Source organism: Curvibacter sp. GW821-FHT01G03, assembly GCF_059422285.1.
The window spans coordinates 325,487-349,241 of record NZ_JBWKWP010000005.1 but is presented as its reverse complement, the minus strand read 5'-3'; the positions used below and the strand labels follow the sequence as shown (position 1 = coordinate 349,241).

Here is a 23,755-nt window from a genome sequence, read left to right as displayed (position 1 = left end):
CGTTCACTTCATGAGGCGGGGGTTGAGCACATCGCGCAACTGATCCCCCACCAGGTTGATGGCCACGATGGTGGCCAGCAGGGCCAGGCCCGGGAAGACGCTGATCCAGTATTCATTGGACAGCAGGTACTGGTAGCCATTGGAGATCAACAGCCCCAGCGAGGGCTCGGTGATCGGCACCCCCAGGCCCAGAAAGGACAGGGTGGCCTCCAGCGTGATGGCTCGGGCCACCTGCAAGGCACCGATCACCAGCAAGGGGGGCAGGCAGTTGGGCAGGATGTGGCCCAGCAGAATGCGCCAGTCGGGCAGGCCCAGGCCGCGAGCCGCCTCCACGTAGTCACGGCGCGCCTCCACCAGGGCCTGGCCGCGGGCGGTGCGGGCGTAGTAGGCCCATTCGAGCAGCACCAGGGTCAGCACCACATTGCCCACGCCCTTGCCCGTCCAGGCCAGGATCATCAAGGCCATCAGCAGGGTGGGGAACGACAGCAGCAGATCGACCAGGCGCATGATCAGCGCATCGATGCGCCCACCCGCATAGGCGGCCAGCAGGCCCATCAGCGTGCCCACCACAGCCGCCACGGCGGCCGAACCCACGCCCACCAGCAGGCTGATGCGCAGGCCGTAGACGATGGCCGAGTACAGGTCGCGCCCCTGGCCGTCGGTGCCCAGCCAGTAGGTGTACTGGCCGCTGCCCTGCGGGCTGCCTGGCGGCAGGCGGGCGTCCAGCACGTCGAGCTGCATCAGGTCGTAGGGGTTCTGCGGCGTGATCCAGGGGGCCACCAGGGCCACCAGCAGCACCGCCAGCAGCAACAAAAGGCCGGCCAACGCGATGCGCGAGCGCGCAAAGTCGGCCGCCATGCGCCACCAGATCGAGTGTTCGCGGGCCGCCAGCGCGGGTTTGACCAGACGGGTGCCGCTCATGCCGCCCCCTCCAGCCGCACCCTGGGGTCCAGCAACTTGTAAAGCACGTCCACCAGCAGGTTCAGGGTGACGAAGATCAGTACCACCACCATCAGGTAGGCCACCACCACGGGGCGGTCCAGCGAGTTGATGCTGTCCAGGATCAGCTTGCCGGCGCCGGGCCAGGCAAAAATGCTTTCGGTGACCACCGCGTAGGCGATGGTCGAGCCCAACTCCAGGCCCAGCACCGTCACCAACGGGATCAGGGTGTTGCGCAACACATGCCACAGCAGCACCCGGGCCGGCGACAGGCCCTTGGCGCGGGCAAATTTCACAAAATCCTGCGGCAGCACCTCGCGCACGCCGGCCCGGGTCAGGCGCAGCACCAGCGAGATCTTGAACAGGGCCAGATTAATGGCTGGCAGCACCAGGTGATGCAAGCCGTCCAGCGTGAGCCAGGACCAGGCCACGCCCAGCCACTCGCGGGTGGCGCCACGGCCGCTGGCCGGCAGCCAGCCCAGTTGCACGCTGAACACCATGATCAGCATCAGCGCCACCCAGAAGGCGGGCAGCGAAAAGCCCACGATCGAGCCCGCCATCAAGGCCTTGGACAGCGGGTGCTCGGGCCACATGCCCGCCACCAAGCCCAGGGGCACGCCGATCACCACCGCCAGCAGCAGGGCCGACACCGCCAGTTCCAGGGTGGCGGGCAGGCGCTGCAGGATCAGGTGGAAGGCGTCTTCCTGGTACACAAAGCTGCGCCCCAGGCTGCCATGCAGGGCGCCGTCGACAAAGGCCAGGTACTGCCGCCACAGCGGCTGGTCCAGGCCCAGGCGGGCAATGGCCTGCAGGCGCTCCTGCTGGTTCAGGTCGTCGCCGATCAGGATGTCGACCGGGTTGCCCACCGCGTGCAGGCCCACGAACACGATCACCGTCATGGCCAGTACGACCAGGGCCGCCTGACCGATGCGGCGCAGCAGCCAGCCGCTCATGCCGCGGTCGCAGCGGCTGCCACGTCGTCGTAAGGCGGCAGGGCCGGGGCCGGGGTCCATTCCTGACCGTCCAGTTCGGGGTCGGCATAGGCTTCCATGGCGGCAAAGTGCTGCGCGGCGTCCTCGCTCAGCAACTGGGCGGCCAGGCCGCGGGCCAGGCGCTGGGCGCCTTCGCTGATCTGCGGGATGTCACCGGCGCCGGCGCCCTGCGACAGCGCGGCCGCATAACAGAAGCAGTGCACCCGTTCCAGGCCCGGCAGGCTGCCCGGCGTGCGTTGCTGAAATTCGAACAGCGGACCCAGATCAGGCGACTGGTCCAACTCGCTGTCTTCTTGCCCGGCCGGGGCGGTGAAGCGGTCCTGCCAGGTGCGCACATGGGGCGCCAGGCGGGCGTACTCGGGGCGTTGGCTCCAGTCGGTGCGGAAGCCCGTGCTGAAGATCAGCACGTCGGCGGCCAGCGGGCCCTTGGCGGTGTCCACCCGCAGCACGCCGTCGCTGCGCAGGCTGACACCCAGGATGGGGGTGCCCAGATGAAAGTGGGCGTTGGCGTGACGCGACACCCGCAGCGTGCTGCCGTGTGGCGGCGGCACCTGCTGCACATTGATGTAGTGGCGCAAGCGCCACTTCCATTCGTCCGCCAGCGTCGGGTAGCCATGCACCATGCCGGGGTGGCCAGCGCCCTTGCCTTTGTTGACGCGGGGCAGGTCGGGGCGGCGGATCAGCAGGTCGACCCGCTGCGCGCCGTGTTCCAGCGCCGTGGCCGCCACGTCCATGGCCGAGGAGCCGCCCCCCACCACGGCCACGCGCAGGCCGCGCATGCGCTCGCCGTCCCAGACGTCGGAGGAATGCACCCAGCGGTCTCGCGGCACCTGGTGGGCCCAGGCCGGCACCCAGGCCCCGCCCAGGCCATCCCGCCCGGTGGCCAGCACCAGGTGGCGGGCCCGCACGGTCAGCGTGCGGGCCGGTGTCTGCCGCTGGTCCTGCAGTTCGATCTGCACCGTGCCGTCGGCCTGGGGCAGTACATCGGTCACCCGGTGCTGGTTGAGCACCTCCAGATCCAGCACCTGGCGGTACCAGCGCAGGTAGTCTGCCCATTGCAGGCGCGGGATCTTGTCCAGTTCGTTCCAGGCGTCCAGGCCGAATTGGGCCTCGAACCAGGCGCGAAAGGTCAGGGCGGGCAGGCCCAGCGCCGGGCCGGTCAACTCTTTGGGGGAGCGCAGGGTCTCCATGCGCGCCGTGGTGGCCCAGGGGCCTTCAAAACCGGCTGGCGCCTGGTCATAGATGCGGTTGCGGATGCCCAGGTGGCGCAGCGAGGCCGACAGGGCCAGGCCGGCCATGCCGCCGCCGATGATGGCGACATCCAGCACCTCGGGGTCGGCCTGTTGAGGTACCCAGGGCTTGGCGGGCAGGCACAGCCATTGCAGGTCCTGCTTCAGGCGGGCCTCCAGGGCGGCCAAGCCGGCGGGGGAAACAGCGGAGGACACAGGGGTAGCGCTCATGGTCGAGCCTTTCTAGTCAAAGTGAAATCGGGTTGTTCGTCGGGGACTGGGGCGCCAGGCCATGCTCTGCATCGAGCAAGTGGGCGTGGGCCGAGGGCGGGTGTTCCTGGAACCCGGGCAACTGGCGGGCCTGCGCCAGCAAGGCCTGCACCAGGGCCTCGGTGCGCTGCTGTTGGGCCGGCGCCACGGGCCGGGTCGGCAGGGTGATCACGCCAAAGAAAAAGGGCACGTCGGTGTCCAAGGGGCGCACGGCCACGCCGCTGGGCTGCAGGCCGTGCGCGGTCAGCGGCTCCAGCACGGCCACGCCAAGCCCGGCCCGCACCAGGGCCATCGCGCTGGCCGAAGCATTGGTTTCGATCAGCGCGGGCTGTTGGGTCGGCCCGAGCGCATGTTCGAGTCGATGCCGCAGCCGGTAGGGGTTGCCCATGGTGATGAGGCGGCGCTGACCCAGTGCCTGCAGGGGCACCACCGCATGACGCGCCAGTTCATCGTCGGCCGGCAACACCGCCACGCAGGGCAATTGACCAATCCAGTGCACCTGCAGGCCCCGGTGCTCCAGCGGCAGGCTGCACAGGCCCAGGTCCACCTCACCCAGCAGCACCGCCTGCAAGACCTGCTCGGGCACGCCGGTGTTCAGTTGCAGCGGGCTGGGGCCCAGGCCTTGCTCCAGGTGGGCCAGGGCCGGGGGCAACAGGCCCAGGGCCAGGGCCGAGGTGGCGGCCACTTCCAGGGCCGGCAGCTCGCGGCTGGCAATCTGGCGGGCCCGCTCGCCGACCTGGCGCAGGCCGGCGAGGGCACGCTCCACATCGCCGCGCAGGCCAAAGCCGTGCTCGGTGGGGGTGACCCTTGGGCCATGGCGCTGGAACAGCGGGTGGCCGATTTCGGCCTCCAGCTCCTGGATCAGCCGTGTGACCGCCGGCTGCGAACGCGCCAACAGCCGAGCCGCACCGGTGATGCTGCCGCTGGACATGACGGCCGAAAAGGCTTCGAGGTGGCGAGTTTCCATGCCAAGAATCTACATTGCGCATTAATGCAGGTCAATCATTCAATATTTATATGCTTATGAGTTCAGCGTGCCAGGCATGCCGGTCAACTGCTGATAGGCACCCTTGATCGCGGTGATCAGGCCTGACGACCGCTGAAATTGCCTGCCCGTGACCCAAATCACGCGGGCGAGGGCGCAAAAAGCGGTGCTGTGGCCCGCTGCACCGCGGAACCGGAGTGCGCTCGGGTAACATCGTGCCCCGCGGATCATCCGGACCGAAGCCCTGCGGGGTGCTGTCGGTCCCATGCCATCAAGCTGCCTGCGGCGCCCCCGTGGCGACAGGCCGAACAGGGTTTCTCGTGCGTCTCAATTCAATCAAGCTATCAGGGTTCAAGTCGTTCGCCGAGCCGACCAACTTCCTGCTGCCCGGGCAGCTGGTGGGGGTGGTGGGCCCGAACGGCTGCGGCAAATCCAACATCATGGATGCCGTGCGCTGGGTGCTGGGCGAAAGCAAGGCCAGCGAGTTGCGCGGCGAATCGATGCAGGACGTGATCTTCAACGGCACGACCACGCGCAAGCCGGCCAGCCGATCCAGCGTTGAACTGGTGTTCGACAACATCGACCACCGCGCCGGTGGGCAATGGAACCAGTACGAAGAGATCGCCGTCAAGCGCGTGCTGACCCGCGACGGCAACAGCAGCTACTACATCAACAACCAGCCGGTGCGCCGCAAGGACGTGCAGGACGTGTTCCTGGGCACCGGCCTCGGGCCACGTGCCTACGCCATCATTGGCCAAGGCACGATCAGCCGCATCATCGAATCCAAGCCTGAGGAACTGCGCCTGTTCCTCGAAGAGGCGGCCGGGGTGTCCAAGTACAAGGAACGCCGCCGCGAGACCGAAAACCGCCTGTCGGACACGCGTGAGAACCTGACCCGGGTCGAAGACATCCTGCGTGAGCTCAATGCCAACCTGGACAAGCTCGAAAAGCAGGCCGAGGTGGCCCGCAAATACAACGCCTTGCAAAGCGATGTCACGCTCAAGCAGCACCAGTTGTGGTTCCTGAAACGGCGCGAAAGCGAAGGCGACCAGGCCAAGGTGCGGGCCGACGCGGCCCAGGCCGTGAACGACCTGGAGTCGCGCACCGCCGACCTGCGCCACATCGAAGCCGACCTGGAAACCATCCGCCAGGCCCACTACACCGCCGGTGACCAGGTCAACCAGGCCCAGGGCGCCCTGTACGAAGCCAGCGCCGAAGTCGGCCGCCTGGAGGCCGAGATCCGCTTTGTGGTGGAAGGCCGCCAACGCGTGGAGCAGCGCCTGGCCACGTTGCGCGAGCAGATCGGCCAATGGTCGCTGCGCCGCGAAGACGCCGAAGCCCAGCTGGAAACCCTGGCCGAGGACGACATCAGTGCCGAAGAAAAGGCCGAGCTGCTGGCCGCCCAGGTCGAAGAGCAGGCCATGCGTCTGCCCGAGCTGGAAGACGCGCTGCGCCTGAGCCAGCAACGCGCCAATGAACAGCGCGTGCTGGTCAGCCAGGTGCAGCAGCAGATCCAGGTGCTGGCCGCCGAGCAGCGCAGCCTGGATGAGCAAAGCCGCAACCTGAACCAGCGCCACGACAAACTCAGCACCGACCGCAAGGCGCTGGCAGTACCCGATGAGGCCTTGCTGAACACGCGCCGCGCCGAATTGGAAGAAGCCCAGGCCGTGGCCGAAGAGGCCGAGGCCCGACTGCACGAACTGCAGGAAAGCGTGCCCGCCCTGGACGAAGACAGGCGCAGCCGCCAGCAGGCCGTGAACAGCGAGAGTGCGCGCCAGGCCGACCTGTCGGCCCGCCTGGAGGCCCTCAAGGCCTTGCAGGAGAAGGTGCGCACCGACGGCAAGCTCAAGCCCTGGCTGGCCAAGCACGGCCTGGACCACCTGCAGGGCCTGTGGAACCGGTTGCACATCGAAGCGGGCTGGGAAAACGCCCTGGAAGCCGCCCTGCGCGAACGCCTGGGCGCCCTCGAAGTGTCGCGCCTGGAGCTGGTGCGGGGCTTTCTGGGCCAGGCGCCAGCCGATGCGCCGCCCACCCGACTGGCCTTTTTCAGCCCGCCGGCAGCCGCCGTACCCGCGCCCGCCGGGGCCTGGCCTCGCCTGTCGGAGCTGTTGCGCCTCAACGATGCCGGCCTGAGTGCCTTGCTGGCCGATTGGCTGCACGGCTGTTACACCGCGCCCAGCCTGGACGAAGCCCTGGCCCAGCGCGCCAGCCTGAAGCCGGGCGAGGTGGTCTATGTGGCCGGTGGCCATGCCGTGTCGGCGCATGGCGTCACCTTCTACGCCCCCGACTCCGAGCAGGCCGGCCTGCTGGCCCGTGCCCAGGAGATCGAGAACCTCGACAAACAACTGCGGGCCCAGGTGCTGCTCGGTGAGGAAGCGCGCAGCGCCCTGGTACGTGCCGAGGCCGCCTATGCCGATGCCTCGCAACGCCTGGTGGCCGTGCGGCGTGAGGCCGCCGAGGCCCAGGGCCGCCGCCACGAGCTGGACGTGGAGACCCTGAGGCTCAGCCAGCAGGCGGAGCAGGCCCGCCAACGCAGTGAGCAGTTGCAGGCCGATCTGGCTGAAGTCGATGCCGCCCTGGAGGAACTGCAAGAGCGCCGCATCACCGCCGAGGCCCGTTTCGAAGAACTGGACCTGCAACTGGCCGACACCCAGGAGCGGCACGCCCAACTGGACGAACGTGTGATCGAAGCCGAGCGCAAGCTGGCCGAGAGCCGTGAGCAGCAGCGCACCCTGGAGCACCAGGCCCAGGAAGCCACCTTTGCCCGGCGCTCGCTCGAAGCCCGGCGCGGCGAACTGTCCCGCACCATCGACACCGCCCGCCAGCAGGCCGAAAGCCTGGTGGCCGAGCAGCAGCGCGCCCACGACGAGTTGGCCCGCCTGTCCGACGCCGCCGCCCAGGGCGGGCTGCAGGATGCCCTGCACCTCAAGCTGGAGCGCGAGAAGAACCTGGGCGCCCGACGCAGCGAATACGACGACCTCACCACCAAGCTGCGCGCCAGCGACGAGATGCGCCAGAAGCTGGAGCGCGAGTTGGAGCCGCTGCGTCAGCGCATCACCGAGTTCCAGCTCAAGGAACAGGCCGCCCGCCTGGGTTTTGAGCAGTACGAAGGCCTGCTGGCCGATGCCGGCGCCGACCTGGCCGCGGTGGCCGCCTCGATCGAGCAGGGTGTCGTGCGCCTGACCGGCCTTCAGTCAGAGATCGACCGCCTGAACCGCGAGATTGCCGCCCTGGGGGCTGTCAACCTGGCGGCGCTCGATGAACTGACCGTGGCCCGCGAGCGCAAGACCTTTCTCGACGCCCAGTCGGCCGACCTGACCGAGGCCATGAACACGCTGGAAGACGCCATCCGCAAGATCGACGGCGAAACCCGCGAGTTGCTGGCCGGCACCTTCAACACGGTCAACCATCATTTTGGGCGCATGTTCCCCGAGCTGTTCGGCGGCGGCAATGCCAAGCTCATGATGACCGGCGAGGAAATCCTTGATTCGGGCGTGCAGGTGCTGGCCCAGCCCCCGGGCAAGAAGAACCAGACCATCCACCTGCTGTCCGGCGGCGAGAAAGCCCTGACCGCCATTGCCCTGGTGTTTGCCATCTTCCAGCTCAACCCCGCGCCGTTCTGCCTGCTCGACGAGGTGGACGCCCCGCTGGACGACGCCAACACCGAGCGCTATGCCAAACTGGTGGCCAGCATGAGCAAGGAAACCCAGTTCCTCTTCATCAGCCACAACAAGATCGCGATGGAAATGGCCGAACAACTGATCGGCGTGACCATGCAGGAGCAGGGCGTCTCGCGCATCGTGGCGGTCGACATGGAGTCGGCCCTTTCGATGGCCGACCACGCCTGATCCGGCCCAGAGACCCAGGAACCCCAAGCAACCATGAGCAATTTGCAAATCAGCCTGGCCATTGCCGGCGGCGCCATCCTGGCGGCGGTGGTGGCCTACAACACCTGGACTTCGCGCAAGAACGAACCGCGCAAGCCCGAACCAGAGCCCGACAGCCAGCATGCCGGCACCGACCTGACCGATCCCCTGGCGCGCCGTGAGCCTGGCCTGGATGCGGCCCTGGTCGACCCGCTGGAGCCCGCCCAGGCCAGCGATGCCTCTCCTGGTCTGGGCATGCCGCTGCCCGTGCTGGAGCGCAAACCGGGTCTCGACTCGCTGATCGACGTGATCGCCCCCATGTCCCTTGAAGGGGTGGTGTCGGGCGATGCCGCCCTGGCCGCGTCGCCGCACACCCGACGCGCCGGCAGCAAGCCCTTTGCCATCGAGGGGCTGAATGAAGCCAGCCAGCACTGGGAAACGCCCGTGCCCGGCCAGCGCTACGGGGCCTTCCAGGCTGGCGTGCAGCTGGCCAACCGCACCGGTGCGCTCAACGAGATCGAGTTTTCCGAGTTTGTGATGAAGGCCCAGGCCTTTGCCGATGCGGTGAACGCCTTGCCCGAGTTCCCCGACATGCTGCATGAGGTGGCCCGCGGGCGCGAGCTGGACCAGTTCGCCAGCGACCACGACGCCCAACTGACCTTCAGCCTGCGCGCCCGCCAGGCTGCCTGGAGCCCCGGCTATGTGCAGCAGAACGCTGCGCGGCTGGGCTTTGTGCCCGGCGTGATCCCGGGGCGCATGGTGCTGCCCTCGACCGTGGCCGGCCTGCCGCCCATGCTGGGCCTGACCTACGATGCCCAGGCCGCCATGGCCGACGACCCCGAGCAATCGGCCCTGCGCGACATCTCGCTGCACCTGGACGTGCCCCAGGTGCCGCGCAGCGAACAACCCTTCCGCCAACTGCGCCAGGTGGCCCAGGCCCTGGCCGAAGCCATGGACGGCGTGGTCACCGACCAGAACGGCAACCTGATCCCCGAGCAGGCCATGGACGCCATCGGCGTCGACCTGGAACAGCTGTACGACGCCCTCGACAGCCGCGACCTGGCCGCCGGTTCGCCGCAGGCGCGGCGGTTGTTCAGCTGAGCCGAGCCGGACCGTCTGGCCGACACAGGGCTGCATTGAGGCAGCATCTGCCCAGGCCGGCTCACCATCGGGCCTGATGGCTTGCATGCTGTCCTCTTTGCCGCACCTGCGGCGCCTGCCAGAGGACGCGCACCATGTCGTTGCCCACCCCCTCAGCCCCACCGGCTGATCTGCCTGGTTCCCTGCTCACCGACCTGAGAACCCTGATCGAGGGCACCAGGCAACGCGCTGCGGCCACGGTCAACAGCGAGTTGACCTTGATGTATTGGTCAATAGGGCAACGCATTCACAATCAGATCTTGTAAGAGCGCAGGGCGAACTATGGGCAAGAGGTGCTGTTGACTGTGTCCCATCACCTTGAGCATGAGTACGGGCGTGGTTTTGCCGAGAAGAACCTGCGGCGCATGGTTCTTTTTGCCCGCCTCTTCCCCGTTGCCGAAATTGTCGCGACACTGTCACGACAATTGAGCTGGTCTCATTTTTTGGCCTTATTCCCCCTCAAAGACCCGCTGCAACGCGAGTTCTACGCCCAGATGGCCAGCACCGAACGCTGGAGCGTGCGCACCTTGAGAGGGCGCATCGATTCGATGCTGTATGAGCGCACCGCCTTGTCGCAGCAGCCCGCCAACTTGATCGAGCAGGAGCTGACAAGCCTGCGTCAGGAGCAGACCTTGTCGCCTGAGATGCTGATGCGCGACCCTATGTGCTTGATTTTCTGGGCGTGAAAGACAGCTGGCAGGAGCGTGACCTGGAGGCCGCCATCGTGCGCGAGATGGAGTCTTTTCTGTTGGAGCTGGGGGCGGGCTTCAGCTTTGTGGCTCGGCAAAAGCGAATTCAGCTCGATGGAGACGATTTCTACCTGGACCTGTTGTTCTACAACCGCCGCTTGCGACGCTTGGTGGCCGTCGAGCTGAAAGTCGGTGATTTCAAGGCGGCGGACAAGGGCCAGATGGAGCTGTACCTTCGCTGGCTGGACCGGCATGAGCGCGAGCCCGGTGAGGGAGCACCTTTGGGCATTTTGTTGTGTACCGGCAAAAAGGCTGAGCAGATCGAACTGCTTGAGCTGGGCAAGTCAGGCATCCATGTGGCCGAGTACCTGACCAGCCTGCCGCCCCGTGCCCTGCTGACTGAACGGCTGCAAAAGGCGGCGCAGCAAGCGCGCTTGCAGCTTGCGCAGCACCAGTCGCTTTGAACTCTGTCTGGCCGCCCAAGCCCCGCCGCTGCGTTAGGATGGGCGGCCGCTTGGGCGATGGCCTGAGCCATGGCCGGGCAAGCCGGCACCCAGCCCCGAGCCACCCCCATCTTGGATAAAATTTTTGCCGCATGCGGCCCAGCGTCTGGGCCCGCCGCCGGACGTTTTTCATGACCACCCTTGACCCGAACGGGGCTGCCACGCCGCCCGCGGATGCCGCTACCGTGGCGCAGGCCCAGGCCTTGCGCGAGCAACTGCACCACCATGCCCACCGCTATTACGTGCTCGATGCGCCCGAGATTCCGGATGCCGAGTACGACCGCCTGTTTCGAGCCCTGCAGGCCCTGGAGGCGGCCCACCCCGAGCTGCTGACGCCCGACTCGCCCACCCAGCGCGTGGGCGGGCGTGTCTTGGAGGCCTTTGCCAGCGTGCGCCATGCCCTGCCCATGCTCAGCATCCGCACCGAGACCGACACCGAAGCCAGTGGCGCCGAAGCCTTTGACGCCCGCATCCGGCGCGAACTGGGCCTGGGGGAGGGGGGCGATCCGGTCGAGTACGTGGCCGAACTCAAGTTTGATGGCCTGGCCATGAACCTGCGTTACGAGGCCGGCGTGCTGGTGCAGGCCGCCACCCGGGGCGATGGCGAGCTGGGTGAAGACGTGACCAGCAACATCCGCACCATCGGCCAGATCCCGCTGCGTTTGCCGGCGGGGGCCCCGCCCGTGCTGGAGGTGCGGGGCGAGGTCTACATGCGCCGTGCCGACTTTGAGCGCCTGAACGAGGCCCAACGGGCCCGTGGCGACAAGTTGTTCGTCAACCCGCGCAATGCCGCGGCCGGGGCCGTGCGCCAACTCGACTCCAACATCGCAGCCCAGCGGCCGCTGAGCTTTTTTGCCTATGGCCTGGGCGAGGTCACGCCCCCGGAGCAGGGCGGACCGGCCTGGCTGACCCATTTCGAGATTCTGCAAACCCTGAAATCCTGGGGATTCCCGGTCGAGGCGCTGGACCAGACCGCCCGGGGGGCCGCCGAACTGGTGGCCTACCACCAGAAGATCGGGGCCCTGCGCGACCAGTTGCCTTACGACATCGACGGCGTGGTCTACAAGGTCAACAGCCTGGCCCTGCAGCGCCGGCTGGGCTTCGTCACCCGCGAGCCCCGCTGGGCCGTGGCCCACAAGTACCCGGCGCAGGAGCAACTGACCACCGTGCTGGGCGTGGATGTGCAGGTGGGCCGCACCGGTGCGATCACCCCGGTGGCCCGGCTGGAGCCGGTGTTTGTGGGCGGCGTAATGGTGTCCAACGTCACCCTGCACAACCAGGACGAGATCGCCCGCCTGGGCCTGCTGGTGGGCGACACGGTGATCGTGCGCCGGGCCGGCGATGTGATTCCACAGGTGGTGGCGGTGGTGGCCGAGCGCCGCCCGGCCGACCTCGATCTGGCCGCCGAGCCGCTGCCCGAGCCCTACAAGCGCTTTGTCATGCCTACCCAGTGCCCTGTCTGCGGCTCGCACGTGATGCGCGACGAGGGCGAGGTGGTGGCCCGCTGCACCGGCGGCCTGTTCTGCAAGGCGCAGCGCAAGGAGTCGATCCGCCACTTTGCCAGCCGCCGCGCCATGGACATCGAGGGCCTGGGCGAGCGTCACATCGACAACCTGGTCGAGTACGACCAGATCGGCAGCGTGGCCGATCTGTACAGCCTCACGCTGCAGCAGTTTCTCGATGTGAAGCGGCGGGTAGACGAGCGCGACGGCGTGGCCGCCGAGCTGCAAGGCCGCGACGAGGTGCCCACCAAGTGGGCGCAGAACATCCTCGACGGCATTGCCGCCAGCAAGCAGCGCCCGCTGGGCCGATTCCTGTTTGCCCTGGGCATCCGCCACGTGGGCGAATCCACCGGCAAAACCTTGGCCGACTGGCTGGGGCGCCTGGCCTGGGTGCGCCGCGCGCCCTTGCCCCTGCTGCGGGTGCTGCCCGACGTGGGCGACGTGGTGGCCACCTCGATCTACGAGTTCTTGCAGGAAGACCACAACCGCAAGGTCATCGACACCCTGATCGCCCAAGGCGTGGTGCCGCCCGACACCGGCCTGCCCAACCCGGCGCTGGCCGACAAGCTGAGCCTGCCCAGCCTGCTGGGGGCCTTGAAGGTGCCCAAGCTCACCCCGCTGCGCGCCGAGCAACTGGCCCCGCACCTGCGGGCCCTGAGCGATCTGCTGGATGCCCAGGGCGCCTGGCAGGCCGCGGCCGAGCTGCCGGCCGAGGTGCTCAAGTCGCTGCAAGCCTTTGTGGCCGAGCCCGGCCAGGCCGCGGTGCTGAAGGACCTGGACCAGATCCGCACCGAGCTGCTGGCCGCCTTGCCGGCCCCCAGCACGGGGCCGCGATCGTCCTTGGCGGGCAAGACCGTGGTGCTGACCGGCACCTTGCCCACCCTGGGCCGCGATCAGGCCAAAGACTTGCTGGAAGCCGCCGGCGCCAAGGTGACCGGCTCGGTGAGCAAGAAGACCGACTACCTGGTGGCCGGTGCCGAGGCCGGCAGCAAACTCGACAAGGCGCTGAGCCTGGGCGTGCCCGTGCTCGACGAGGCCGGCATGCTGAGCCTGCTGGCCCAGACCGACGGCGGGCCCGAGCCCGTGACACCGGCGACCCCCACCGTGGCGGACGCTGCGTCGCCCCCTGTGGCCGAGCCCCCCCAGGGCCAACTGCCCTTCACCCTGACCGGAGACTGAACATGGCGATCCGAGAGATCCTGAAAATGGGCGACCCCCGCCTGCTGCGCATCGCCCAGCCCCTGGCCGATGCCGATTTCGACAGCGACGCCCTGCACCTGCTGGTGCGCGACATGTTCGAGACCATGGCCGCCGTCAACGGCGCCGGCCTGGCCGCACCGCAGATCGGGGTGGACCTGCAACTGGTGATCTTCGGCACCGACGCCCCCAACCCGCGCTACCCGGATGCGCCGCCTGTCCCCCGCACCGTGCTGTGCAACCCGGTGCTCACCCCGCTGGGCGACGAAGAAGAAGACGACTGGGAAGGCTGCCTGTCGGTGCCCGGCCTGCGCGGCGTGGTGCCCCGCTACAAACGCCTGCACTACCGCGGCCTCGACCCCTATGGCGACCCGATCGAGCGCACCGTGGAGGGCTTTCACGCCCGGGTGGTGCAGCACGAGTGTGACCACCTGATCGGCAAGCTCTACCCCATGCGCGTGCGCGATTTCTCGCGCTTTGGCTTCACCGAGGTGTTGTTTCCGGGGCTGGATCCGAAACAGGACGATTGAGTTCAATCGCAGAAAAAGCACAAGCTCATCGAACAAGGTTTTGGTTGGGCTAAGACGGTGGGTCTGACACGCCAGTTGAAGCGATCTACAACCTGGTACGCGTGCGCACCTTGGGGTAAATGCGAGTGAAGGTGCCGAATTGAGCGAGAGAGCGTGAAAAGCTGGGCTCAAGTCGAGGACAAGCTGAACTTCTCGCCCTGAAATGCCGGGACGGGAGATGCGTACACAGGCCTATAGACTTTGGGCCAGGGCCGCCCTCGCTAAGGGGCACAGTCCTTCAGCCAGCCGAGTCTGTGCCGTGGCTGGTACCTGGCGATACAAGTTAGGAAAAGACCCCGCTCACATTCCTCGAAGCCATCGTCTGAAGATGCACAGGGTTCAATTGCTACATCGAACTTCGCATGCATAGGCGGCCAGATTGAAAGCAGAGTGAGGAAGGATAATTCAACCCTATGAATGATCTCGACATCGCTCTTGTAGGGCAAACCTCGCTGCCGGGTCTTTGTCCTATCGCAGAGGCTGTGCAGCAACTCGCTACTGATTCGGGGCGTGATGAGCGAGGCGCGATCTTCACACGCAAAGAAGTCGTTGACTTCATGCTGGATCTCGTTGGCTACAGTGCAGACGAAGATCTAACCTCTGCCAGGTTGTTAGAACCCTCATTCGGTGGCGGCGAGTTCGTTGTCGCAGCAGTGGCTCGGCTTGTGGATTCTTGGAAGAGGGGGGGATGTGTCGCAGACCTGGCAGCGTGCATCTATGCTGTCGAGCTGCATCAAAGCACCTTCGAGGCCACCATGGAGTCGGTCAGGGCTAAGCTTAAAGAGCTTGGCTTTGAGGCGGCTGAGGCCGCGAGACTGACGCAGGCGTGGCTGCACTTTGGCGACTTCTTGCTTGCACCGATACCAGGTCGATTTGATTTTGTGGTCGGTAACCCACCCTACGTTCGCCAAGAACTGATCCCTGCGGCCTTGCTTGAGGAGTATCGCCGCAGGTTCTCTACCCTCTACGACAGAGCCGACCTCTATGTGCCTTTCATTGAGCGATCTTTGAACTTGCTGGCTGAGAGCGGACAGATGACCTTCATCTGTGCCGATCGCTGGACCAAGAACAAGTATGGTGGTCCGCTGCGTGCCATGGTCTCCAGCGGGTTCTCATTGCGAGCCTTTGTCAATATGACTGAGACCCAAGCTTTTGACACCGATGTGGTTGCCTACCCGGCCATCACTTTGATCGAACGTGGCAGGACAACACAGCCGACCATGGTGGCGGAGAACCCTGCCATCGCACCGCCGATGTTGGCAGAGTTGGCTGGGGCTTTAAGAGGGCAGGTTGACGTGCCGTATGTCCGAATCGTTCCGAACGCAGTCCAAGGCAGTTCTCCATGGTTGCTGACCTCGGGCACCAAGCTCGACATCATTCGACGACTTGAGGCGAAACTGCCGACGCTGGAAGAAGTCGGGTGTAAGGTGGGCATTGGAGTTGCCACTGGAGCTGACCGTGCGTTTATTGCGCCCTTCGACGAACTCGACGTCGAGCCATCTCGAAAATTGCCACTGGTCACCACCAAGGATCTTGCCAGTGGGCACGTTGTGTGGAAGGGACTAGGTGTCATCAATCCTTTTGAAGACGATGGGACGCTGGTTGATTTGGCGAAGTACCCCAAGTTCGCCAAGCACCTAGATACACATCGGGAAGCTATTTCGCAACGCCACGTTGCGAAGAAAGCACCAGATCGCTGGTATCGCACTATTGATCGAATCACCCCTTCGCTTGCGGCTGTGCCCAAACTGTTGATTCCTGACATCAAGGGCGAGGCTCAGGTTGCTTACGAGGCCGGCCACCTCTATCCCCACCACAACCTCTATTTTGTGACCTCAACAGATTGGAATCTGCATGCATTGCAGGCTGTTCTACTCTCCTGCGTCACCACGGAGTTCATTCGATCCTATTCGACAGCCATGCGTGGTGGTTTCCTCCGCTTCCAAGCTCAATACTTGAGGCGGATTCGGATCCCTCGGTGGGTAGATGTCTCCGAGGAACTGCGGGCCAGTTTGATCCAGGCTGCAGAAGTGTTGGATCTGTCGGAGTGCAATGCGGCGGCGGCTAAACTTTATAAGCTCTCAGACGAGGAAATGAGGGAGCTCAAAGGCTGACACCAAAGGAGAATCATGCCGCTCGATCTTTGCGACTACGAAAACAAGGCCAAGCAGGCTATCAAGAATTTTTGGAGCAGTCGTGAGGCTGCAAAAGCCAAACAGGCTGCCTCCGGCAAGGCCGATCAAGGCGAGCGTGCAGGTGTCACGGCAGGCAAAAACATGGATGCCTTTGCTGAGTTGACCATTGATATCGTGAGGGCAAACGGCCTACCTCATGCAGACATTCACCTAAAGAGAAAAGCCCTGACCTTACCAGGCTATTTTCGACCGACGAAGCTGTGGGATCTATTGGTGATGGATCGTGGTCGCCTTATCGCGGCCCTCGAATTCAAGAGCCAGGTTGGGCCTTCTTTTGGCAACAACTTCAACAATCGGACCGAAGAAGCCCTTGGCACTTCGCACGACTTGAACGTGGCGTTTCGCGAGGGAGCGTTTGGAGAGCAGCCCCGGCCGTTTGTGGGCTGGCTGATGGTCGTTGAGGATGCACCCAAATCGCGTGCCTCTGTCCGAGAGAGCTCACCCCACTTTCCAGTATTCGCGGAATTTGCTGGAGCAAGCTACCTTCAACGCTACGACCTACTCTGCAAAAAGCTCATGCAAGAGCAGTTGTATTCGTCGGCCTCGCTCATGGCGACACCTCGATCCGGGGGCTCAGACGGATCCTTCTCTGACATGTCTACCCTGACAAGCCTCAAGTCGTTTGTTGCTAGCCTAGCGGGACACGTTGCGAGTCAGGCTGCGAAATGAACATGACCAGAGGCATTCGAACTGGAGGCGCGATGATTGCGTCTATCTGCCCCTGATAGTCGACTGCTGTATCTAGCGGACTGCACCTACGGCAGGCCCAGTGGCCTGCAAAGTCGCCTGCGCCAGGCTGTCATACACCGGCAACTGGGCGTCGCGGTGCAGCAGGGCGGGCAGGGTCAGGCGCTGGAAAGGCTTGCTGGCGTAGCGGGAGGCGCTGCGGTAGAAGCGCTGCTCCAGCGCCAGGCCCATCCGGGCATAGGCCTCGGCTGCCTGCTCGTCGAGCTTGAAGCCGTCGTAATTGATCACGGCACCCACCTTGTGGCCCAGCGGGGCGCACAGTGCGGTGACGGCGGCGCGGATGCGCTCCACATCGGCTTCGGTGCGCACGCTGAGGTGCTGGAAGTTCAGGAACAGCAGGCCTTGTGCGGCGTCGTACCGGAAGCGGGCCTCAAAGGCCATGTTCAACAGGCGCTCACGCAGGCCCATGGGTTCGGGGCGGAACAGGGCCGGGTCCATGAGGCGGGGCTGCTCGATCAGGGGGCGAAAGCCCATGTGGGCCACGATGTCGCGCTCGATGTCCACACCCGGGGCCACTTCCGTGAGGCGCAGGCCCTGCGGGGTCAGTTCGAACACGCAGCGCTCGGTGATGTACAGCACGCGTTGGCCCTGCAGGGCGGCGCGCCGACCGGCAAAGGTGATCTGCTCGACCTGGGGCAGAAACTTGCGCGAGCGGCCCTCCTGCAGGATGCGCAGTTGACCGTCGGCTGCGGCCACCTTCAGGCCGCCGGCGGTGAAGGTGCCGGCAAACAGCACGGTGCGCGCGTTTTGCGAGATGTTGATGAAGCCGCCGGCACCGGCCAGCTTGGGGCCGAAACGGCTCACGTTGACATTGCCGGCCGCGTCGCATTCGGCCATGCCCAGGCAGGCCAGGTCCAGGCCACCGCCGTCGTAGAAGTCGAACTGCTGGTTCTGGTCGATCACGGCCTCGACGTTGAAGCCGGCGCCAAAGTCCATGCCGCCCGCGGGCATGCCCCCGACGATGCCGGGCTCGGCGGTGAGGGTGAACAGGTCCAGCACGCGCTCTTCATTGGCCACGGCCGACACGCCTTCGGGCATGCCGATGCCCAGGTTGAGCACGCCGTCCAGGGGCAGCTCCAGCGCGCAGCGGCGCGCGATGATCTTGCGCTCGTCCAGGGGCAGCGGGGCCAGGCTGTCGAGCGGCACCTGCAGTTCAGACGAAAATGCGGCCGAGTAGCGCGTACCGTAGGTCTGCATGTGGTTGTCAGCTTGGGCCACCACCACACAGTCGACCAAGGTGCCGGGGATGCAGACCTGGCGCGGGTTGAGCGAGCCGGCCTGGGCCACGCGCTCAACCTGGGCGATCACGATGCCGCCTGAGTTGCGGGCCGCCATGGCCATGGCCAGGTTGTCCAGGGTCAGGGCCTCGCGCTCCATGGTGATGTTGCCGTGGGTGTCGGCGGTGGTGCCGCGCACCAGGGCCACGTCGATGCCGAAGGCCTTGTAGAAAAGCCATTCCTCGCCATCGATGTCCATCAGGCGCACCAGGTCTTCGTGGGTGCACCGGTTGATCTTGCCGCCCCCCAGGCGCGGGTCGACGAAAGTGCCCAGCCCCACCTTCGACAGGGTGCCGGGCTTGCCCGCCGCGATGTCGCGGTAGAGCTGCGAAATGCAGCCTTGAGGCAGGTTGTAGGCTTCAATCTGGTCGGCCAGGGCCATTTGGCCCACCTTGGGGATCAGGCCCCAGTGCCCGCCGATGGCGCGCCGCACCAGGCCCGGATGCCCCAGGTGGTTGAGCCCGCGTTCACCGCCGTCGCCCTGACCGGCGGCAAACACCAGCGTCAGGTCGCGTGGGGTCTGGCTGGCGGTAAAGCGTTGCTCCAGGGCCAGCAGCAACTCCTCGGGGGTGCCGATGCCGACAAAGCCCGAGGTGGCCACCACGTCGCCGTCGCGGACCAGGGCGGCCGCCTCGGCGGCCGAAACGATCTTGTTGCGCATGTCTTGTCTCCGGTGTCTTGTTTTGTTGGCGCAGCCCCGGGGTGGGCCCCGGGCTGCGGCTTTCGGGTCGCAGATCTCAGATCTCAGGTCTCAATAGAGGCCGGTCAGGTAGTAGGTGGCAATGATCACGCCCACGGCGGCCGTCTTGATCAGGGTGATCGCGAAGATGTCCTTGTACGAGGTCTTGTGCGTGAGGCCGGTGACGGCCAGCAGCGTGATCACGGCGCCGTTGTGCGGCAAGGTGTCCATGCCGCCGCTGGCCATGGCGGCCACACGGTGGAACACTTCCAGCGGGATGTGGGCTGCGTTGGCGGCCTGGATGAAGGTGTCGGACATCGCGGCCAGCGCAATGCTCATGCCCCCCGAGGCCGAACCGGTGATGCCGGCCAGTGCCGAGATCGAGATGGCCTCATTGAGCAGCGGGTTGGGGATGGCCCGCAGGGCATCGGCCACCACCGTGAAGCCGGGCAGGGCGGCGATGATGCCGCCAAAGCCGTACTCGGATGCGGTGTTCATGGCGGCCAGCAGGGCCCCACCGACGGCGGCCTTGGTGCCATCGGCGAAACGCTTCTTCACCGGGCCCCAGGCAAACACCACCACGGTCAGGATGCCCATCAGCAGCGCCGCCTCGACGGCCCAGATGGCCGCCACTTTGCTCACATCGGTCACCACCGGCTTGGCCATGGTGGGCAGGGCTGCGGTGTGCACCGCGCCGTAGAACTGCGGGATCAGCACCGTGAACACCTTGTTCATCACCCCCACCACCAGCAAGGGCGCCAGGGCCAGCCAGGCGTTGGGCAGCTTTTCGGCGGCATAGGGTTCGGGTTCGTTGCTGTGGCCGCTGCCATAGCCTTCGCCGGCCTCACGTGCACGACGACGGCACCAGGCGAGGTAGGCCAGGCCGGTCACCAGGATGAACACCGTGCCCACCACGCCCAACCAGGGCGCGGCCCAGGTATTGGTCTTGAAGAAGGTGCTGGGGATGATGTTCTGGATCTGCGGGCTGCCCGGCAGCGCATCCATGGTGAAGGTGAAGGCGCCCAGCGCGATGGTGCCCGGGATCAGGCGCTTGGGGATGTCGCTTTGACGGAACATTTCGGCCGCGAACGGGTAGACCGCGAACACCACCACGAACAGCGACACGCCGCCGTAGGTGAGCAGCGCACACACCACCACGATGGACAGGGTGGCACGCTCGCGCCCCAGCAGCCCGATGACGGCTGCCACGATGGACTTGGAAAAGCCCGACAGCTCGATCACCTTGCCAAACACGGCGCCCAGCAGGAACACCGGGAAGTACAGCTGCACAAAGCCCACGAGCTTGTCCATGAAGATGCCGCTGAACAGCGGTGGCACCAGGGTGGGATCCGTCAGCAGCACCGCCAACAGCGCGCAGACCGGCGCAAACAGGATCACGCTGAGGCCGCGGTAGGCCACGAACATCAGCAAAACCAGCGAAAGCAAAATGATCAAAAAGCTCATGCGGTCCTCCGCAGGGCGAGCTTGTGAGCCTGCGCGGATTGCAGCGCGGCACAGAAAGGGGTGGGGGTCACGGTGTCTGTCTCCAGTCGATATGAGAAGACCGTCGGGCTGTGGGGCGCGACGGTCCAAAGGTGGGGGGCAGATTGTGGGATCAGGAAGCCGTCGGCCTGGGCGTCGCTTGTGAGCGTGTGTTATTTGCGTTTTTGGCTCAGCGCGCTGTTCAGTCCCGCTGGTGTGGGTGGCGGCCTACAAGGCCTCCAGCCAGCGCAGCAGGCGCAGAGGGCTGAAAGGCTTGCCCATGTGGGCCTGGGCCCCCAAGGCCAGGCTGGTCTCAATGTCGGCCTGGCTGGCATGGGCCGAGATGACCAGCACCGGTGTGTCGGCCAGCAGGGCGTGGGCCCGCATCGCCTGCAGCAAGTCGTGGCCGCTCATGCCGGCACCAAAGCACAGGTCGGTGATCACCAGGTCGGGCTGTTCGCGCTGAGCCAGGGCCCAGCCCGAGGCGGCGTCGGCGGCCAGCAGCACCTCGCTGTGCTGGTGCAGCACCAGCCGCAGCAGTTCGATGATGAAAGCGTTGTCCTCGACCAGCAACACACGCCGTCGGGGCCGTACTGGGGGGCCTGGCGTTTCGAGGGGCTGGAGGACTGCGTTCATGGCGATCTTTCGGGGCTGCTGCTGCATGGGCCATCCCACCGTGTGCCGCGCCGTGGCTGGACGGACCTGGGCTGTCGGAAGGATTTGTTGCAGTTTGATGCAGTCCCCGAAGGGGCTGTGCAGGCCACAGACGGCACGCCCTGTAGGAGGGCATCGATGTCCGGACGCGCCATTGCGCCAGGACAGGGCCAAGGCACTCCGCGGCGCCCGTCAGCCGTGCAGGGGGCTGCCCGGCCGCTGACGGCTTGGTTTCAGACCGTGCCCAGGGCTTTCAACAGCTCGGTCTCGATCTCGATCTGCTTGCGGTTCTGCTGCAGTTCGGGGCCCTGGATCAGGAAGGTGTCCTCCACCCGCTCGCCCAGGGTGCTGACCTTGGCCATCTGCAGGCTGATGTGGTGCTGGGCCAGCACCCGGGCCACCATGTACAGCAGGCCCAGGCGGTCGCTGGCCGAAATGCTGAGCAACCAGCGCTGGGCTTTTTCGTCGGGGCGCAGGTCGATGCGCGGGGCAATCGGAAAGCTCTTGACGCGGCGCGACACCCGGCCCCGGCTGGGGGGGGGCAGGGGGCCCGCTTCGGTCAGGGTGCGGGCCAGTTCACTTTGCACCATGCTGGTCAGCTCGCGGTAGTGCTCGGGCAGCATCTGGGTCACGACCTGGAAGGTGTCCAGGGCGTAGCCATTCGAGGTGGTGTGGATCTTGGCGTCCAGGATGCTGAAGCCGGCCTGGTCGAAGTAGCCGCAGATGCGGGCGAACAGGTCGGGCTGGTCGGCGGTGTAGACCAGCACCTGCATGCCTTCGCCCACCGGCGACTGGCGGGCCCGCACAATGGGGTCGAGCGAGGCCACGTGGCGCGACAGCTGCCGGGTGTGCCAGGCGATGTCGCCCGCGTCGTGGCGCATGAAATAGCTCACGTCCAGCGTGTCCCACAGCGGCTTTTGCACCTCGTGGGGCAGTGCGTACAGGGCCAGCTGCACCAGCGCCTCACGCTTGCGGGCCTCGATCTCGGCGCGGGCGTCGGGGGCGCGGCCGCCCAGCACGCGCAGCGTGTAGCGGTACAGGTCTTCCAGCAGCTTGCCTTTCCAGGCGTTCCAGACCTTGGGGCTGGTGCCGCGGATGTCAGCCACCGTCAGCAGGTACAGCGCTGTCAGGTTGCGTTCGTTGCCCACGCGTTTGGCAAAGGCCTGGATCACTTCGGGGTCGCTGAGGTCTTCTTTCTGGGCAATGCGGCTCATGGTGAGGTGTTCACCCACCAGCAGCTCGATCAGCTCGCTGTCATCACTCGCAATGTCATGGTCGCGGCAGAAGCGGCGTACCTCGGCACGCCCCAGCTCGGAGTGGTCGCCCCCTCGGCCCTTGGCGATGTCATGGAACAGCGCCGCCGTGTAAAGGATCCAGGGCTTGTCCCAACCGGCCGCCAGTTGCGAGCAGAAAGGGTATTCGTGCGCGTGTTCGGCCATGAAGAAGCGGCGCACGTTGCGCAGCACCATCAGGATGTGCTGATCCACGGTGTAGACGTGGAACAGGTCGTGCTGCATCTGGCCCACGATGCGGCGGAAGACCCAGAGATACCGCCCCAGCACCGAGGTCTGGTTCATCAGGCGCATGGCGTGGGTGATGCCCTCGGATTGCTGCAGGATGCTCAGGAAGGTGCGGCGGTTCACCGGATCGCGGCGGAAAGCCCCGTCCATCACATGGCGGGCGTTGTACAGGGCGCGCAGCGTGCGGGCCGACAGGCCCTTGAGGCCCACCGTGGTCTCGTACAGCAAAAAGGTTTCGAGGATGGCGTGCGGCTGGTTCAGGTACAGGTCGTCGCTGGCCACCTCGATCATGCCGGCCTTCTCGAAGAAGCGCTCGTTGATGCGCCGCGGCTCATGGGTGTTGGGGTGCAGCCGCTCTTCGATGTTGAGCATCAGGATCTGGTGCAACTGCGACACCGCCTTGGCGGCCCAGTAGTAGCGGCGCATCAGGGCCTCGCTGGCCCGCACGGCCAGGCGCGAGCCATCGGGTGCATGCGACTGGTAACCAAAGGTCTCTGCGACCGCTGTCTGAAGGTCGAACACCAGCCGGTCTTCGCGGCGCTTGGCCACCACGTGCAGGCGGGCCCTGATCAGGCTCAGCAAGGCCTCGTTGCTCTTGATCTGACGGACCTCGAACGGCGTGGCCAGGCCCTTGGCGGCCAGGTCGTCCCAGGTGTCGCCAAACCCGGCCGCCTTGGCCACCCACAGGATGGTCTGCAGATCGCGCAGGCCACCGGGCGACTCTTTGCAGTTGGGCTCCAGCGAGTAGGGCGTGTTCTCCGACTTGTTGTGGCGTTGGCGCAGTTCCAGGCTCTTGGCAACAAAAAAGGCCTGGGCATCCAGATGGGCCCGGAAGGCCTGCTGGAAGGCCGTGAACAGATCGGTCGGGCCGATCAGCAGGCGGGCCTCCAGCAGCGAGGTCTGCACCGTGACGTCCTTGCCCGCTTCGGCCACGCACTCGCTCAGGGTGCGCACGCTGGAGCCGATCTCCAGGCCCACGTCCCAGCAAGAGCCGATGAAGGCCTCGAGCCGGGATTTGAGCTCCGGCTCGCTGTCCGCCACCACGCTGTCGGGCAGCAACACCAGCACGTCCACATCCGAATAGGGAAACAGCTCGCCGCGCCCGTAGCCGCCCACGGCCGCCAACGCAAAAGCGGGCGGAAATCCAGCGCGCCGCCACAGCTCGGCCAGCAGGTCATCGACCAGCCGGGCCAGCCGGGTGAGCAAGCCGTGGATGCCCCGGGTGGTGGCGCCCTCGGTCTGGAGTTGCTGCAACAGAGCCGCTTTCTGCTCTTTGTAGGACTGGCGCAAGGCCTGGAGGTCGGTCATGGCGGGGCGGGC

At 66.0% G+C, this 23,755-nt stretch carries 14 protein-coding genes and 1 pseudogene; 7 read left to right on the top strand and 8 right to left on the bottom strand.

Annotated features, from left to right (window positions below; translation table 11 throughout):
• Window positions 1-3: 3 nt before the first annotated feature.
• The 4 genes from AC07VS_RS09360 to AC07VS_RS09345 are packed head-to-tail and all read right to left on the bottom strand — an operon-like array spanning window position 4 to window position 4,397.
• Window positions 4-921: an ABC transporter permease gene (locus AC07VS_RS09360; RefSeq protein ID WP_492345474.1), complete on the bottom strand. Its 918-nt coding sequence runs from the start codon at window positions 919-921 to the stop codon at window positions 4-6.
• Window positions 918-1,892 (bottom strand): ABC transporter permease, encoded by a 975-nt coding sequence (locus AC07VS_RS09355; RefSeq protein WP_494750798.1) that lies wholly within the window; start codon window positions 1,890-1,892, stop codon window positions 918-920. The genes AC07VS_RS09360 and AC07VS_RS09355 overlap by 4 nt, the downstream gene beginning before the upstream one ends.
• Window positions 1,889-3,391: a SidA/IucD/PvdA family monooxygenase gene (locus AC07VS_RS09350; protein WP_494750797.1), complete on the bottom strand. Its 1,503-nt coding sequence runs from the start codon at window positions 3,389-3,391 to the stop codon at window positions 1,889-1,891. The genes AC07VS_RS09355 and AC07VS_RS09350 overlap by 4 nt, the downstream gene beginning before the upstream one ends.
• Before the next feature lie 16 nt (window positions 3,392-3,407).
• Complete coding sequence (locus AC07VS_RS09345; protein ID WP_494750796.1) at window positions 3,408-4,397, bottom strand: LysR family transcriptional regulator; 990 nt, start codon at window positions 4,395-4,397, stop codon at window positions 3,408-3,410.
• A 338-nt stretch (window positions 4,398-4,735) separates the two neighbouring features.
• Here AC07VS_RS09345 and smc point away from each other — a divergent pair, with 338 nt between their 5' ends.
• The 7 genes and pseudogenes from smc (at window position 4,736) to AC07VS_RS09310 (ending at window position 16,745) form a co-directional block, all read left to right on the top strand.
• On the top strand, window positions 4,736-8,263 hold the full coding sequence (gene smc / locus AC07VS_RS09340) for a chromosome segregation protein SMC (protein WP_494750795.1): 3,528 nt from the start codon (window positions 4,736-4,738) through the stop codon (window positions 8,261-8,263).
• Between the two features lie 33 nt (window positions 8,264-8,296).
• Window positions 8,297-9,382 carry a cell division protein ZipA C-terminal FtsZ-binding domain-containing protein gene (locus tag AC07VS_RS09335; RefSeq protein ID WP_492345479.1) on the top strand — a complete coding sequence of 362 codons (1,086 nt, stop codon included), beginning with the start codon at window positions 8,297-8,299 and terminating at the stop codon, window positions 9,380-9,382.
• Between the two features lie 134 nt (window positions 9,383-9,516).
• A pseudogene (locus AC07VS_RS09330) lies at window positions 9,517-10,574 on the top strand (PDDEXK nuclease domain-containing protein).
• A gap of 170 nt (window positions 10,575-10,744) precedes the next feature.
• Window positions 10,745-13,294 carry an NAD-dependent DNA ligase LigA gene (gene ligA / locus AC07VS_RS09325; protein WP_494750794.1) on the top strand — a complete coding sequence of 850 codons (2,550 nt, stop codon included), beginning with the start codon at window positions 10,745-10,747 and terminating at the stop codon, window positions 13,292-13,294.
• Between the two features lie 2 nt (window positions 13,295-13,296).
• Window positions 13,297-13,842, top strand: a complete 546-nt coding sequence (locus AC07VS_RS09320) for a peptide deformylase (RefSeq protein ID WP_492345483.1) — start codon at window positions 13,297-13,299, stop codon at window positions 13,840-13,842.
• Between the two features lie 452 nt (window positions 13,843-14,294).
• Window positions 14,295-15,995 (top strand): Eco57I restriction-modification methylase domain-containing protein, encoded by a 1,701-nt coding sequence (locus AC07VS_RS09315; RefSeq protein WP_494750793.1) that lies wholly within the window; start codon window positions 14,295-14,297, stop codon window positions 15,993-15,995.
• Window positions 15,996-16,010: 15 nt separating this feature from the next.
• Window positions 16,011-16,745: a PaeR7I family type II restriction endonuclease gene (locus AC07VS_RS09310; protein WP_494750792.1), complete on the top strand. Its 735-nt coding sequence runs from the start codon at window positions 16,011-16,013 to the stop codon at window positions 16,743-16,745.
• A gap of 72 nt (window positions 16,746-16,817) precedes the next feature.
• Here AC07VS_RS09310 and AC07VS_RS09305 read toward each other — a convergent pair whose 3' ends face one another.
• The 4 genes from AC07VS_RS09305 to AC07VS_RS09290 all read right to left on the bottom strand — a co-directional run bounded on the left by AC07VS_RS09305 (window position 16,818) and on the right by AC07VS_RS09290 (window position 23,743).
• Window positions 16,818-18,761, bottom strand: coding sequence for an acyl CoA:acetate/3-ketoacid CoA transferase (locus AC07VS_RS09305; protein WP_494750791.1), 1,944 nt, complete (start codon window positions 18,759-18,761; stop codon window positions 16,818-16,820).
• Between the two features lie 90 nt (window positions 18,762-18,851).
• On the bottom strand, window positions 18,852-20,243 hold the full coding sequence (locus AC07VS_RS09300) for a GntP family permease (RefSeq protein WP_492345485.1): 1,392 nt from the start codon (window positions 20,241-20,243) through the stop codon (window positions 18,852-18,854).
• 246 nt (window positions 20,244-20,489) lie between these two features.
• Window positions 20,490-20,897 (bottom strand): response regulator, encoded by a 408-nt coding sequence (locus AC07VS_RS09295; protein WP_494750790.1) that lies wholly within the window; start codon window positions 20,895-20,897, stop codon window positions 20,490-20,492.
• A 251-nt stretch (window positions 20,898-21,148) separates the two neighbouring features.
• Window positions 21,149-23,743 carry a [protein-PII] uridylyltransferase gene (locus AC07VS_RS09290; protein ID WP_492345487.1) on the bottom strand — a complete coding sequence of 865 codons (2,595 nt, stop codon included), beginning with the start codon at window positions 23,741-23,743 and terminating at the stop codon, window positions 21,149-21,151.
• Between the last annotated feature and the right edge of the window lie 12 nt (window positions 23,744-23,755).

Coding starts and splice junctions, on each gene's coding strand:
- AC07VS_RS09360 (WP_492345474.1), bottom strand. CDS start 921: ATGAGCGGCACCCGTCTGGTCAAACCCGCGCTGGCGGCCCGCGAACAC.
- AC07VS_RS09355 (WP_494750798.1), bottom strand. CDS start 1,892: ATGAGCGGCTGGCTGCTGCGCCGCATCGGTCAGGCGGCCCTGGTCGTA.
- AC07VS_RS09350 (WP_494750797.1), bottom strand. CDS start 3,391: ATGAGCGCTACCCCTGTGTCCTCCGCTGTTTCCCCCGCCGGCTTGGCC.
- AC07VS_RS09345 (WP_494750796.1), bottom strand. CDS start 4,397: ATGGAAACTCGCCACCTCGAAGCCTTTTCGGCCGTCATGTCCAGCGGC.
- AC07VS_RS09335 (WP_492345479.1), top strand. CDS start 8,297: ATGAGCAATTTGCAAATCAGCCTGGCCATTGCCGGCGGCGCCATCCTG.
- ligA (WP_494750794.1), top strand. CDS start 10,745: ATGACCACCCTTGACCCGAACGGGGCTGCCACGCCGCCCGCGGATGCC.
- AC07VS_RS09320 (WP_492345483.1), top strand. CDS start 13,297: ATGGCGATCCGAGAGATCCTGAAAATGGGCGACCCCCGCCTGCTGCGC.
- AC07VS_RS09315 (WP_494750793.1), top strand. CDS start 14,295: ATGAATGATCTCGACATCGCTCTTGTAGGGCAAACCTCGCTGCCGGGT.
- AC07VS_RS09310 (WP_494750792.1), top strand. CDS start 16,011: ATGCCGCTCGATCTTTGCGACTACGAAAACAAGGCCAAGCAGGCTATC.
- AC07VS_RS09305 (WP_494750791.1), bottom strand. CDS start 18,761: ATGCGCAACAAGATCGTTTCGGCCGCCGAGGCGGCCGCCCTGGTCCGC.
- AC07VS_RS09300 (WP_492345485.1), bottom strand. CDS start 20,243: ATGAGCTTTTTGATCATTTTGCTTTCGCTGGTTTTGCTGATGTTCGTG.
- AC07VS_RS09295 (WP_494750790.1), bottom strand. CDS start 20,897: ATGAACGCAGTCCTCCAGCCCCTCGAAACGCCAGGCCCCCCAGTACGG.
- AC07VS_RS09290 (WP_492345487.1), bottom strand. CDS start 23,743: ATGACCGACCTCCAGGCCTTGCGCCAGTCCTACAAAGAGCAGAAAGCG.